The sequence below is a fragment of the Crocosphaera chwakensis CCY0110 genome (genome assembly GCF_000169335.1).
GTDB lineage: Bacteria > Cyanobacteriota > Cyanobacteriia > Cyanobacteriales > Microcystaceae > Crocosphaera > Crocosphaera chwakensis.
On the sequence record NZ_AAXW01000024.1, the window covers coordinates 45,656 to 59,107 of the forward strand.

Below are 13,452 nucleotides of genomic sequence, written 5' to 3' on the forward strand. Positions count from 1 at the left end.
CTTTACTAAAAACTTTATAAAAAACATTTTAGAAAATGTATAAAATTGATTCAATTCAAGAAAATGATAATAATCACTTCAATATATGTGTAAGGTACATTTAGATTGTAGGGTGGGCAAATTAGATTATGATTTAAACTTATTCTAGTAGCTTTAAGGTTAGGAAAATTTTTTAATACGGGTGCTAATTTTTGGATGAATTTACAATAATCTTATGATTGAGAAATAGCTACACTTCAGTTAGGTAATAAATTAGATAGGATTGTTCCTTATAAAAATATCAAATAAACTGAAATTATGGCAACTAGAGTTAAAGAAATTATCATAACATTAAGTAATTTTTTCTTGTTTATTTTTGGATAATTGTGGGTTATTTGCTATCGCTTTGAGCCTCATTTTTTTAATCTTGATGATGGACCTTATTATTCACAAGAGTATAAGGAAAATATTGAGTCATTATCTTTAGAATCTCAAGTTAAATTATCTCGTTTGGGAATTCCTACTTATATTCTAGAATCATACTTATTAACGCCATATGAAAGTGTTTTAGTCCTAAAAAATACTAAAGATGAAATTATCTGGCAAAAAATTCCGATTAAGTTTGATTTTAGTGAAAAAAGAACTTTGGGAACAGTAGAATTAAAACAAAGATTTACTCATTTAAGATTAGATGGAGGTTGGGAAGTTAGTATTCAACCCAGTCATCAAGAAGCTGGTAAACTATATATTAGTCCTTGGGGAAAGTTTCGTTTTTTTTATCATAGTTGGTAGTTTATTTTAGTATTGAGTTTATATAATGATTTTTAAAGGTAAACTTGTCTTATGAAATTACTTAAAGTCTCGGTTCCTAATTTTCGTAATCTTAAAAATGTAGAGTTAACCTTTGAACCCAGTTTAAAACCTGCTGTTTTTCCCATTGGCAGCGAAAATGGTGGAGGAAAAAGTACCTTATTACAATTAATTTTTGTTTTGTTGACTTGTTCATTGGATGATGACAAAACTGAATTTTTAGAGAATTTTTTGAGTTCGGTAAAAGATGATTCTCTCATTGCTAAAATTGAATTAATTTATCAAGAACAAATAATTGATCTTACATTTGAGTGTATTACTAATAGTAATAATGAATATAAAGAATTAACTGACTTATTAAAAACTCAGGATAAATATATTGAAAATTTTGAGAATATTAAAGATAAAAGAATTCTTATACCTAGAGATACTAGAGAAATAAAAGAATGGAAAACAAGAATAAAACAAATAGAATCTAGAATTTTAGATTTTCAGAACAATAGAAAAATTTTGTTAGTTAATCCTTTAATTGATTACAAAAAATATCTTATTATCAAGACAAATAGTGATGATCATCAAATATCTTATCGAATGCTAAAATATGCAGCTAAACATACTTATTTAGTTACACCACCCACACAGATTTTTTTGTTTTTAGATAAAGAAGTAAAAAAATCAATGGATAGTAATTTTGCTGAATACTATAATAAAGTCAATGATATAAGAGAAAAAATATCTAACATTTACATTTACAATCAATTATCAATAATAGCAATAACACACGCATTTAAACAAGCAAAAGAACAAGATTTTAAAACTGCTCTTGATAATGATAATTTAGAATATGGTACAGCTTTAAAAGAATTAGCAGAAGACTTTCATGACTTTTTAGGAAATGATAAAGATATAAAACCCTCATCAGATATGACTTCTATTATTGTTAAACGAAAAATATCAGAAAATGAAGTTATTGAACTCGAACCCGAAGAATTAAGTCATGGGGAATTAAAAAGATTAGGTTTATATGCTTGGATTAAATATAATAATATCAATGATTCTATTATTCTTATTGATGAAATTGAAAACGGTTTGCATCCTGACTGGCAATATAATATAGTCAATGAGTTAGCATCCTGGGGAGATAATCAATATTTATTAGCAACCCATTCCTTCTATTTATGTGAAGCATTAACCCCTGGTCATGTTAAGATCATCAAACCTAAATTATCAGATCCTATGTCTAAAAAATAGATAGTATTATGAGTGAAGTTGAACAAGCTGATCAAGAATTTTGTAGTAAAATATTGAAGTATACAAGAATTATAGATAACCTTGTTATTCTTTGTGAGGGACTAAGAGGGTACTTAAATATTCATTCTCCTGAACAAATTGGTGAATTAGAATATTTACCTGATGCTAACTTTTGGAAACAAACAATTCCTTATAGTTCTTGGAGGAATAAAAAACCTATTTTTATCCCTTGTGGTTCTCGTTCGGATGTTATTAGAATTTATCCTAAATTAATTGAATTACATAATGATGATCCTGATAATTCTTATTTATCTCCAGAGAAACTATTTATTCTCATTGACTTAGATATTCAGTGTCAGGATATAAGTAATATTTGTCCTCATTATCAAACTACCGAAGAACTTTATCATGCTATTTATGAAAATAATCCTATTAATACTAATGTAATTGATAAATCGAAAATTATTATTACGGGATGGATACATAAAGAAGCCTATTTTTTAGAACCCGACTTACAAGACTATTTACAACAAGAATTACCTTTAACTAAAATCACTTATAAAAATAATCCTTTATCCTTAGAAGAAATTTATAAAGATATGATTGAAGATATAAATAGCGATGCAGATATTGATCAAAATTTAGATAATGTTCTTAAACGAATAGAAAAGTTTTTATCTATACCTATTCCTGATAAAAATAGTTTGATCAATGAATGTACAAAGTTAAAACATAATTCAACAATAACCCCCGAAGAAAAAAGAAAACTGATAGAAGTTATTCTAAAAACTGTCAAAGCTAAACCTTACTGGGAAGAACAAATTATTATTGAAGATGACTATTTGTCTAAAGATAAAGCTGAAGATAACGTTCTTTTAGCAATATCTAGATTTTATGCTAATTCTTGTAACTTATCGAATCAATCTAATTCAACGCTGTATCATATCCCTCAATGGGTTAACTTTCTTTATGCAAAAAATGAAGAATTAAATAGATAATTTTGATGTTGAAATCTTGATCATTGTATAGAGATATTATCTAGGTATATAGATTTACCCATAAGCAGTTAATAAAGAAAAAGGAAGAGAACCCGAAAAGCTTTAAACAAACCTTTAATATAGATCGAGTTGTGATCTCCACAGACAAAACAGCGATCGCACAGTAACAGTAAGCAATAAATCTCACCAGAGGACTTTGATGAACTATGGAAAACTACAGTAAAATTACAGGAGGAATAACCGCCCCTAAAGGGTTTAAAGCCTCAGGAATAGCCGCCGGGTTAAAACCGTCAGGAAAACCCGATTTAGCCCTAATTATCTCCGATGTAGAAGCGATCGCAGCAGGGGTGTTTACTACGTCTCAGGTAAGGGCTGCTTGTGTCGATTATTGTCGCCAAAAACTGCAACAAAAAGCCAGTGCAAAAGCAATTTTGTGTAATGCAGGCCAAGCGAATGCAGGAACCGGCAAACAAGGGTGGCAAGATGCTATAGAATCGGCGGATTTGGTAGCCCAAGCCTTAAATATCGCTCCAGAGGCGGTTCTTTTGGCTTCTACAGGGGTGATTGGACAACGGATAAAGATGGAAGCGTTGCGATCCGGTATTCCTCAATTAGTAGAAAATTTATCCGAAGAGGGCAACGAAGCAGCAGCCAAAGCTATTATTACCACCGATTTAGTCACGAAAGAAATTGCTTTAGAAACCATGATAGATAATCGTCCCGTGAGGGTTGGGGGTATCGCTAAGGGGTCTGGGATGATTCACCCGAATATGGCCACGATGCTATCCTTTGTTACCTGTGATGCTGCGGTTTCAACAGGGTTATGGCAAAAAATGTTGAGCCAAGCAGCCAATGAAAGCTTTAATCAGATTACTGTAGATGGGGATACTAGCACCAATGATAGTTTAATTGCCTTGGCCAATGGTCAATCTCGGACTCCGGCTATTACGGATATGAATAGTAAAAATGCTCAAACCTTGCAGATAATGTTAACCAAGGTGTGTCAACATTTGGCAAAAGCGATCGCCAGAGACGGAGAAGGGGCAACTTGTTTAGTCGAAGTGCAAGTATCCGGTGCGCCAGATGACGAAGCGGCCAGACGCATTGCGAAAACCATTGCAGGATCATCTTTAGTCAAGTCTGCCATTTTTGGTCGTGATCCCAACTGGGGCCGTATTGCCGGGGCGGCAGGCCGCGCTGGTGTTATGTTTCATCAAGAAGACTTACGCATTATATTAGGTGAGTATGTCATGATGGAAAATGGACAACCTTTGCAATATGATCGCGCTGCAGCTAGTAACTATATGAAACAAGCTGCACAAGGAGCTTATTTACAAGACGATACGGTTTTAATCTCCGTTTGCGTTGGCAATGGTTCAGGAAAAGGTATCGCTTGGGGTTGCGATTTAAGTTACGATTATGTCAAGATCAACGCTGAATATACGACTTAGATTCTGAAGCGATCGTTTGATTATCTACTAAACTTTGATTAGGATTATTAAAGACTTCTAGGCTTCCTGCTAGGAGTCTGATCCAGACTAAAACAGTAGCAGTAATAATCATCATTTTTAACGGTTTATATAGCATAGTAACACTCCTCAAATTTATCTAAATTTAATATACTTCTATCTAAACAATTTCGTTTCTTATGTCACATCCCCATAACAGATGATTTTTTTTCATGCTTTTGGGGGATGTTAATTAATTCATTTTGGATAAAATCTAATTATATTTAGAAGGTAAAATAAAGTCGTTGCACACAAACCAATACTTTTTTGCTTCATTGGTCACTAATTCTCTGAAATTGTATTGTTAGTTTACTCTATGGTTCCAGCAAAATTATTTCAGTCATTCTTATTTAGATTTTTTAGTCTGATATTGTAAATTAGTAGACAATAATAGTAACTGTATGCCCTAAGTAAAAATGTTGACGATTGGAACACAAAAAAGCGATCGCATTACCACAATCACTAATACAACTTGGTCTGAATATATTAGTTTAGATTTGCCGAGTAAACGAGTCTCATTTCGCAACGGAGTCATTACTATCGTGTCGCCAGGACGTAACCATGAATTGATTGGTGATTATATTAGAGCGATTATTTGGACTTACTGTCGTAAAAACAACCTTGCACTGTTTCCTTACAATCAAACTACTCTTAAAGAAGAAGGGAAAGAAGGGAAAGAACCTGATGTAGCTTACTGTTTTGAGATAGACAAAGACAAGCCAGATTTGGCAGTAGAAATAAATTTAACTTCAGGAAGTATCGACGATTTAACCAAATATCAATACTTAAAAATTCCTGAAGTTTGGCTGTGGGAAAACAAGAAGATTAGATTCTTTATTTATCGCGATTCAGGATATTTAGAATTAACGACAAGCAAATCTCTACCTAACTTAAACAGCGATCTCGTTACAACCATTGTGAATAGTTGTTTTGGTAAAAGTGTTTTAGAAGTAGAAACATATTTCTCTTAAAACTGAAGTTCCCTCCTGACAACGCAACAACCTATCATAATATAGTCAGGTAAATAAAGAAAACTACTGTTACGATCGCCCGCAGTCCATAATTCCGATCCTAATCCTGCCAGCAATTAGTAATTGTTAAACTAAGTTTTTGCTAAATCTGTAGGAAAAGTGATCACTCAAGAAAGATCCGATCACCAAAAAACACGCCGATTCCTTTTAGATCATTGAATAATAATAGCAGCACAAAAAATCAGTCTATTTTAAATATCAGAATAACAATGTTATTATACTTAACAAATCTTAAAAAATCCAATCAGTGGGTATGTCTAATAAAAGAATTTTAATTTGGTATCGCAATGATTTACGAATTCATGACCATGAACCATTATATCAAGGGATTAAAGAGGGGGATTTAGTTATTCCTTTTTATTGTTTTGATATTCGACAATTTCAAACCACTTCTTATGCTTTTCCAAAAACAGGTAATTTTAGAGGTCAATTTTTGTTAGAGAGTGTTGCTAACTTACGCCAATCTTTACAAGACTTAGGCAGTGATTTAATTGTTAGAAAAGGATATCCTGAAAAAATAATCCCTGAATTAATCAAAGAGTTAGAAATAGATGCAGTTTATTTTCATGAAGAAGTTACTTCAGAAGAAACCAAAGTAGAAAAGAAAGTTAAACAAGCTTTAAAACCTCTGAAAGTTAAAGTCCCAGGATTTTGGGGAGCAACATTATATCATTGGAATGATTTACCCTTTGAAGTGAATCAATTACCAGAAGTTTTTACCAGTTTTCGTAAAAAAGTTGAGAAAAATTCCACTGTCAACCCCACATTAATTACTCCCCGAAAATTACTCTCTCTTCCTGATGTTGAAATAGGTAATATTCCCAGTTTAGAAGAGTTAGGATTAAAAAAATCTGATTCTGATTCAAGAGGAGTCTTAAACTTTAAAGGAGGAGAAACAGCAGGAATCAAACGCTTACAAGACTATTTTTGGGAAAGAAACTGTCTTAAAGAATATAAAGAAACCAGAAATGGAATGTTAGGGGCAGATTATTCTTCTAAATTTTCTCCTTGGTTAGCGCATGGTTGTTTATCACCCCGTTATATTTATGAAGAAGTACAGAAATATGAAGAAGAAAGAGTTAAAAATAATTCAACTTACTGGCTGATTTTTGAATTATTATGGCGTGATTATTTTCGTTTTATTTGTGCCAAACATGGTAATAAAATATTTTATAAATCGGGTTTACAAGGGTTAGATATTCCTTGGAAAGAAGACCAAGATCGATTTATTCTTTGGCAAGAAGGTAAGACAGGTTATCCTTTAGTGGATGCCAATATGAGAGAAATTGCAGCAACAGGTTTTATGTCTAATAGAGGTCGGCAAAATGTTGCTAGTTTTTTGACTAAAAATTTAGGAATTAACTGGATAATGGGGGCCGAATGGTTTGAATCCTTGTTAATTGATTATGATGTTTGTAGTAACTACGGAAACTGGAATTACACCGCAGGAGTGGGTAATGATGCCAGAGGATTTCGCTATTTTAATATTCCTAAACAATCAAAAGATTATGATTCTAAAGGAGACTATTTAAGACATTGGTTACCCGAATTAAAAATGATTCCAGGGGATAAAATTCATGAACCTTGGAAACTTTCTCAAGACGAACAAAAACGATATAATGTCAGGATTGGCGTTGACTATCCTAAGCCCGTTGTAGACTTTTTTAAATCAGTAAAAGCCAACGAAAAAGTCTATAATTCTGCTACAACATAGCAACTGATAACTCCGAACTCAGCTTAAGGGGTTTTCCAAATACGCTGATGATAGTCTTCGACCTTGGCATAAGGATCGATCGCACTATGATGATGATGTGAATGATTGTGAGAATAATGATTATGGTGATGACCATGATTATTCGTCGCAACAAGAAGAAACTTGCTCACGTTGTTAAGGATACAGGTTGTTCAACGGGTTCTTGTTGGGGAGAAGGTTCACGATCATGCCATAGGATAATTCCAACAACAACTAAAGCGATCGCAGCGATGAAACCCCCAAGCCAAATAGCGTTTCGATTCTGCTTAGAAGTCTTTGTTTCGGTTTGAGGTACAGAATGATGATGAAAAATCTCATCGGTTAACCAATTGGTAGTTGCTTTAAAATTATGAACAGGTGTGGGCAATAGTTCTAAATAAGTACCATTTCGGATGAGATCCCCTGCTTTTCCTGTGACCTGAATTTTCTCGAATAAATCAGCTACCCCGTTATTAATGCCTAATTTCATCAAGGTTCCACGCATACTCGGATCGGCAGGTTGCAGTTTTTTCCCTTGACTTAAAGCCATTAAATTATCCGCAATATCGGCCCCTTGTTGATACGCAATTTGAGCAACAGGCGGAAACGGATGTTCTTCGACAACGGCACAATCACCGGCTGCAAAGACTTCAGGAAACTCAGACAGTTGCAATGTGGAGGTTACGAAGGGTAAACCATGTTTATTTTTATGATCACCGAGGGAGTCCCCTAAAGATTCAATTAACGGGTTAGTAGCTGTTCCTGCTGTCCAAATAGTGGTTTGAGTAGATAATTGTTCAATGTCTTGGTGATCTTTTTGTTGATAGTTAAGGTTGTTGGCATCCACTGCTATTACTTTCACCCCTAAACGTAACGCTACAGGAACGCTACGACTGTTTAAGGCTTCTAGGGCAGTTTCTCTGAGGTGGGCATTCACATCGCCCGATAAAATTTCGGTTCCATGATTAATTAAAACAATTTTGATCTTTTGAATATTACCCCCTAGTTTGCCATACCAACTGGGTAATAAATCAGCCAATGTGGCCGCCATTTCTACCCCAGAAGGCCCGGCACCCACCACCGCTATCGTCAGTAAGCGATCGCGTTCTTGGGCATTTTCGGTTTGACAAGCTTTTTGTAAACAGTCCCTGAGATGACGTTCTAAGTTAATGGCATCTTCTTGAGTACGAAAGGGAAACGCATTTTCTTTAGCCCCTTCGGTTCCGAAATAGCCTTGAATATTACCTACTCCTAACACTAAATGGCGGTAATGGTAATTTAATCCCGAAGCTAAGGTGATTTGCTGTTGTTGTAATTCTATGGTCGTTACTGTGTCTTGTACAAAGGTGACATTACTTCCTTCTAAAAGTTCTTTATAGGATGGAAAAACCTGTTCGTCTTGCATCTCCCCTGTGAGATATTCGTATAACAACGGTTTAAAGACAAAACGTTCTTGAGGATCAATCAGTATGATTGGATGAGGATAATGACGATGACTTAAATGTAAAGCCGTAAATAGTCCGACAAAGCCTCCGCCGACAATAATAGTGGGAGTTGTAGAATTATTCATTTTTTCGATCCTCTTAACAAATCTATGGTTTCTTTGATGAAAAGATTATTAATTTTTTAAGAAAGCTTCTATCTTGATGTTTGCAATGTAAACCATACTTATGTCAAGTTTATGACAAATTTTTGTCAATGGGATGAAAGTTAATCCAATTGCTACAATGAAACTTGTTAGTTGACCCTATAAGCAATGTTGCTTTTGTTATTGAATAGTCGTAATTTACCCTATCCTGATCCCCTTCATCCGATCATTGTTCACTTTGTCATTGCGATGGTTTTTTTCTCTGTTTTTTGTGATGTTGTCGGTCATATTACGGGAAATTTTAAACTATTTGAGGTGAGTTTTTGGAATTTATTGGTTGCTTCAGTTTCTAGTTTTTTGGCAATTATTTTTGGTCAATTTGAGGCAGGATTAGCTCAACCTTATGAAGTGGTAAAACCTGTTTTAAATTTACATACTATCATTGGTTGGTCATTGGCTGGCTTAATTGTGATGATCACAGCATTGCGGTATGTGATTCGCATTCGTAATTTAAAAAAAATTTCAACGGCTTATTTAGGAATTGCCACAATATTAATTATTTTAGTAACTTTTCAAGTCTATCTTGGGACTCGTTTGGTGTGGGTTTATGGGCTACACATTGAACCGGTGGTACAAGCAGCCAAAGAGGGAATTTTGCAGTGAATGAAGGCTTAATTAAACAACTAGGCTTAAATTTAGGGGCTAATGGTTTACCCTATGAGTTTCCTTGGCATCCGATCTTAGTTCACTTTACGTTAGGGTTATTTATTATTGCTATTCTGTTTGATTGGGCAGGAACGTTGTTTTATTTGACTAAACCTATCCTCAAATTTCTGGGGTTGCGAGCAAGACGGGCAAATTTTTATGATTTAGGTTGGTATAACTTAGTCGCAGCCACTTTTATCACCTTTTTCACTGTAACGGCAGGTTTTTTTGAAATAATGTTAGCTCAACCTTCCCTAACTCAAAAAAGTAGCTGGGGTTTAGGAGCAGGTTCAACCATGATTTTACATGGAGTCGGTGGGATTTTATTGTTAAGCGCGATCGCAATTTTAACAGTATGGCGGGGTTATCAACGGTATTGTTGGCGTAAAACGCAAATTCGACAGGTGCAATGGAGTTATCTGGGCATCGGTTTTTTAATGTTAATTATTTTATTTATACACGGAACATTAGGGGCGCAAATGGGAGACGAGTTTGCCATTCATAACACAGCAGCCAGTTTATTACAAAAAGGACAAAATCCTAATCAGGTTCTCCGAGGACTATAACAAATGACTCAACTGTTAGAAAAAATTGCCTTATTCATCTGTGTTGCAGTCGCTATTATTATTAGTTATTGGTTAGGACAACAAGCTTATCATTGGATGCCAATTGCAGCAACAGCAGAAGCAAAACACGTTGATAACTTATTTAGCTTTTTAGTGTCTTTAGGAACCTTCGTTTTTTTAGGCGTAGTTGGAATGATTCTTTTTTCTATTATTACTTGTCGGGCTGCAGAAAATGACTACACCGAAGGACATCCCTCTAGAGGTAATGCTAGACTGGAATTTTTCTGGACGGCTATCCCAACCTTTTTAGTCTTATGGATTGGTTGGCAAAGCCTGACAATTTATCAAGAGTTGGATCTTGAGGGGTTAAATAAAATCATTGATTTGAAGGCTTCAAATCGTTCAGAAACCCCTGCAACGTTAGTCGCCCAAACTAATCCTAATTTCATCGAAGAAATTGAAGTCATTGCCAAACAATGGGAGTGGACATTTCACTATTCTCAAGCTAATATTACTACCTCTGAACTTCACCTACCTCAAAATCAACCTGTGCGACTCATTTTAGAAGCAGAAGATGTGATTCATGGTTTCTATGTTCCAGAATTTCGCTTTAAACAAGATATCATTCCTAATCATCCCCTAGATTTTACCTTTACACCACAAAAACAAGGTAAATACAAGCTTCATGATTCTCAATTTAGTGGGACTTATTTTGCTTTAATGGAAGCGGATGTCTATATAGATTCCCCTGAAGGGTATCGTCAGTGGTTAAACTCAACTGAGAATAAAGAGATAAAAGCGAATTTAGCAGCAACGGAATACACCCATCCCTCTCAACAACTCATTCAAAGTCATTGGCCAACCGTGAAACCTGTTATTCCAGAAATCAAAAGCGCAAAAGCACATTTCTAAGGATACACAGCGGATAATTTTTTGTGTCCCAAATCTTATTAAATATAATGACTCATTCAAGCATTACAAACGTTGATGAATCTCAAGTCAAAGAACAGGTCTGGAAACGCTATTTCACTTTTAATACCGATCATAAAGTGATTGGTATTCAATATTTAGTCACAACCTTTATTTTTTTCCTCATTGCTGGCATCATGTCCATGATCATGCGTGGTGAATTAATTACCCCTGCCTCTGATTTAGTAGATCGTTCTCTTTATAATGGCTTATTTACGCTTCATGGGACAGTGATGATCTTTTTATGGATCATTCCCTCGTTAGTGGGGTTAGCTAATTATCTGATTCCTCTGATGATCGGGGCGAAAGATATGGCCTTTCCTAAACTGAATGCGATCGCTTTTTGGATGATTCCAGTTGGAGGGATTCTCTTATTATCTAGCTTTTTATTACCCAGTGGCACAGCCCAAGCCGGTTGGTGGTCTTATCCTCCTGTTAGTATCCAAAATCCGACGGGTTATCCCATTAATGGGGAAAGTATTTGGTTATTAAGCATTATTTTCTTGGGTGTCTCCTCTATTCTTGGTGGGGTTAATTTTTTGACCACAATCTTACGAATGCGTGCGCCAGGAATGCACTTTTTTCGGATGCCAATTTTTGTCTGGACTGTACTCAGCGCACAGTTATTACAGTTGTTTTGCCTACCAGTTTTGACGAGTGCAGCAATTATGCTCTTTTTTGATCTTTCCTTTGGAACAACTTTTTTTAAGCCAGCATCAGGGGGTGATCCGGTTCTTTATCAACATTTATTTTGGTTTTACTCTCATCCTGCCGTTTACGTGATGGTATTACCTGCTTTTGGCATTTTTTCGGAGGTGATACCAGCTTTTACTCGTAATCCTTTATTTGGCTATAAATCAGTTGCTATTGCTTCTTTTGGCATTTCTGTGGTCAGTGTCTCCGTTTGGGTTCATCATATGTTTGCCAGTGGTACTCCTAGCTGGATGCGTATTTTCTTTATGTTTTCAACGATGTTAGTAGCTATTCCTACAGGGGTTAAAGTCTTTTCTTGGACAGCAACGGTATGGAAAAGCAAACTACATTTAGATACCCCCATGTTATTTGCCCTTGGTGGAGTGGTGATGTTTATTTTGGGTGGTATTACAGGGGTGATGTTAGGAGCGATCGCTTTTGATCTTCACGTCAATAATACTTATTTTGTGGTGGGACATTTTCACTATATTGTCTACAACACGATTACGATGGCCTTATTTGCAGGGATTTATTTTTGGTTTCCGAAAATAACAGGGCGAATGTATCATGAAGGTTGGGGTAAACTTCACTTTTGGCTGACTTTTATAGGAGCAAATTTAACCTTTTTTCCGATGTTACCTTTGGGGATACAAGGCATGATTCGACGTATTTCTTCCTATGATCCCCAATATGCAGGTTGGAATATTCTAGCGAGTTTAGGGGCATTTCTGTTAGGAATGGCAACGTTACCGTTTATCGCAAATATGGTTGCTTCTTGTTTTATTGGTATGAAAGCACCTAATAACCCTTGGCACGCTACCGGTTTAGAATGGTCAATTTCTTCACCCCCACCCCCAGAAAATTTTGAAAGTATTCCGACTGTTACTTTAGCACCTTATAGTTATGGTTTACCCCAATATTCTACAGTGGATACTACTAATGAAGAAGCCATTAAACAACATGGTAATTAATTATGACAAGTTTTATTGATAATATCTTGGGGACACCATTAAAAGATACCAGGAAACGAAAAAAAGGTAACGTTTTATTCGGTGTTGCTGTCTTTTTGCTGTCAGAAAGTATGATTTTCGTCAGTTTTTTTTTAACTTCTATTATTCTTCGTTTGTCTACTGATCCTTGGTTGCCTCCTGGAGTTTCGGGGCCAGAATTATCGTTAGCAGTATGGATTAATACGATTATTTTATTATCTAGTAGTCTTGTTATTTATTTAGCCGAGCAAGCACTAAAAAAGCAAAATTTAATAGGATTTCGCTTACTTTGGTTCACAACTTCGGTGATGGGAACCTACTTTTTAGTTGGTACTTTTAAAGAATGGCAAGGCTTAGATTTTGGGTTATCCACTGGGTTAGTTGGGGCAACTTTTTATTTATTGACTGGTTTTCATTCGCTGCACGTCTTTGCTGGCATTTTTTTACAGATGTTAATGTTAGTTCGTTCTTTTATTCCTGGTAATTATAATCGAGGTCATTATGGTGTAATTTCCGTATCTTTATTCTGGCATTTTGTAGACGGAATTTGGGTAATTTTATTCTCTCTTCTTTATCTTTGGGGAACAAGTGGATTGAGCTTTGTCAATCGTTTTTTCTCTTAAGAGGTAATTA

The 13,452-nt window shown here is 35.1% G+C and carries 13 protein-coding genes and 1 pseudogene; 11 read left to right on the plus strand and 3 right to left on the minus strand.

From position 1 onward, the window contains the following. The first annotated feature begins 363 nt into the window (after positions 1-363). From CY0110_RS15520 to argJ, 4 genes are all read left to right on the plus strand, one after another. Entirely contained in the window at positions 364-771 is a 408-nt protein-coding gene (locus CY0110_RS15520) for a hypothetical protein (protein ID WP_008276423.1), read from the plus strand. A gap of 51 nt (positions 772-822) precedes the next feature. Further along, a complete protein-coding gene (locus CY0110_RS15525) occupies positions 823-2,040 on the plus strand; it encodes an ATP-binding protein (protein ID WP_008276424.1) in 1,218 nt (405 codons plus the stop codon). A gap of 8 nt (positions 2,041-2,048) precedes the next feature. Beyond that, a complete protein-coding gene (locus CY0110_RS15530) occupies positions 2,049-3,038 on the plus strand; it encodes a hypothetical protein (RefSeq protein WP_008276425.1) in 990 nt (329 codons plus the stop codon). Positions 3,039-3,244: 206 nt separating this feature from the next. Continuing rightward, positions 3,245-4,489, plus strand: a complete 1,245-nt coding sequence (argJ, locus tag CY0110_RS15535; protein ID WP_008276426.1) for a bifunctional ornithine acetyltransferase/N-acetylglutamate synthase — start codon at positions 3,245-3,247, stop codon at positions 4,487-4,489. On the opposite strand, the gene CY0110_RS30425 is transcribed toward argJ, so the two are convergent. Next, positions 4,467-4,625: a hypothetical protein gene (locus CY0110_RS30425; RefSeq protein WP_008276427.1), complete on the minus strand. Its 159-nt coding sequence runs from the start codon at positions 4,623-4,625 to the stop codon at positions 4,467-4,469. The genes argJ and CY0110_RS30425 overlap by 23 nt on opposite strands. A 337-nt stretch (positions 4,626-4,962) precedes the next feature. Between CY0110_RS30425 and CY0110_RS15540 the strand changes: the two genes are divergently transcribed. Further along, the gene (locus CY0110_RS15540; protein ID WP_008276428.1) at positions 4,963-5,517 is read left to right on the plus strand and encodes a Uma2 family endonuclease; all 555 of its coding nucleotides are present in this window, start codon (positions 4,963-4,965) and stop codon (positions 5,515-5,517) included. A 313-nt stretch (positions 5,518-5,830) separates the two neighbouring features. Continuing rightward, complete coding sequence (locus CY0110_RS15545; protein WP_008276429.1) at positions 5,831-7,291, plus strand: DASH family cryptochrome; 1,461 nt, start codon at positions 5,831-5,833, stop codon at positions 7,289-7,291. Positions 7,292-7,314: 23 nt separating this feature from the next. On the opposite strand, the pseudogene CY0110_RS29980 reads toward CY0110_RS15545, so the two are convergent. Further along, a pseudogene (locus CY0110_RS29980) lies at positions 7,315-7,455 on the minus strand (sirohydrochlorin chelatase); the annotation flags it as partial. A gap of 2 nt (positions 7,456-7,457) precedes the next feature. Then, positions 7,458-8,879, minus strand: a complete 1,422-nt coding sequence (locus tag CY0110_RS15550) for an NAD(P)/FAD-dependent oxidoreductase (RefSeq protein WP_008276431.1) — start codon at positions 8,877-8,879, stop codon at positions 7,458-7,460. A 186-nt stretch (positions 8,880-9,065) separates the two neighbouring features. Here CY0110_RS15550 and CY0110_RS15555 point away from each other — a divergent pair, with 186 nt between their 5' ends. From CY0110_RS15555 to CY0110_RS15575, 5 genes are read left to right on the plus strand one after another with little or no spacing between them, the layout of a single operon-like run. Then, positions 9,066-9,560: a DUF2231 domain-containing protein gene (locus CY0110_RS15555; protein ID WP_008276432.1), complete on the plus strand. Its 495-nt coding sequence runs from the start codon at positions 9,066-9,068 to the stop codon at positions 9,558-9,560. Next, the gene (locus tag CY0110_RS15560) at positions 9,557-10,168 is read left to right on the plus strand and encodes a DUF2231 domain-containing protein (protein ID WP_008276433.1); all 612 of its coding nucleotides are present in this window, start codon (positions 9,557-9,559) and stop codon (positions 10,166-10,168) included. The genes CY0110_RS15555 and CY0110_RS15560 overlap by 4 nt, the downstream gene beginning before the upstream one ends. Positions 10,169-10,171: 3 nt before the next feature. Further along, positions 10,172-11,080: a cytochrome c oxidase subunit II gene (locus CY0110_RS15565; RefSeq protein ID WP_008276435.1), complete on the plus strand. Its 909-nt coding sequence runs from the start codon at positions 10,172-10,174 to the stop codon at positions 11,078-11,080. Positions 11,081-11,127: 47 nt separating this feature from the next. Continuing rightward, the gene (ctaD, locus tag CY0110_RS15570) at positions 11,128-12,801 is read left to right on the plus strand and encodes a cytochrome c oxidase subunit I (protein WP_008276436.1); all 1,674 of its coding nucleotides are present in this window, start codon (positions 11,128-11,130) and stop codon (positions 12,799-12,801) included. A 2-nt stretch (positions 12,802-12,803) separates the two neighbouring features. Further along, positions 12,804-13,442, plus strand: coding sequence for a cytochrome c oxidase subunit 3 (locus tag CY0110_RS15575; protein ID WP_008276437.1), 639 nt, complete (start codon positions 12,804-12,806; stop codon positions 13,440-13,442). Positions 13,443-13,452: the final 10 nt, after the last annotated feature.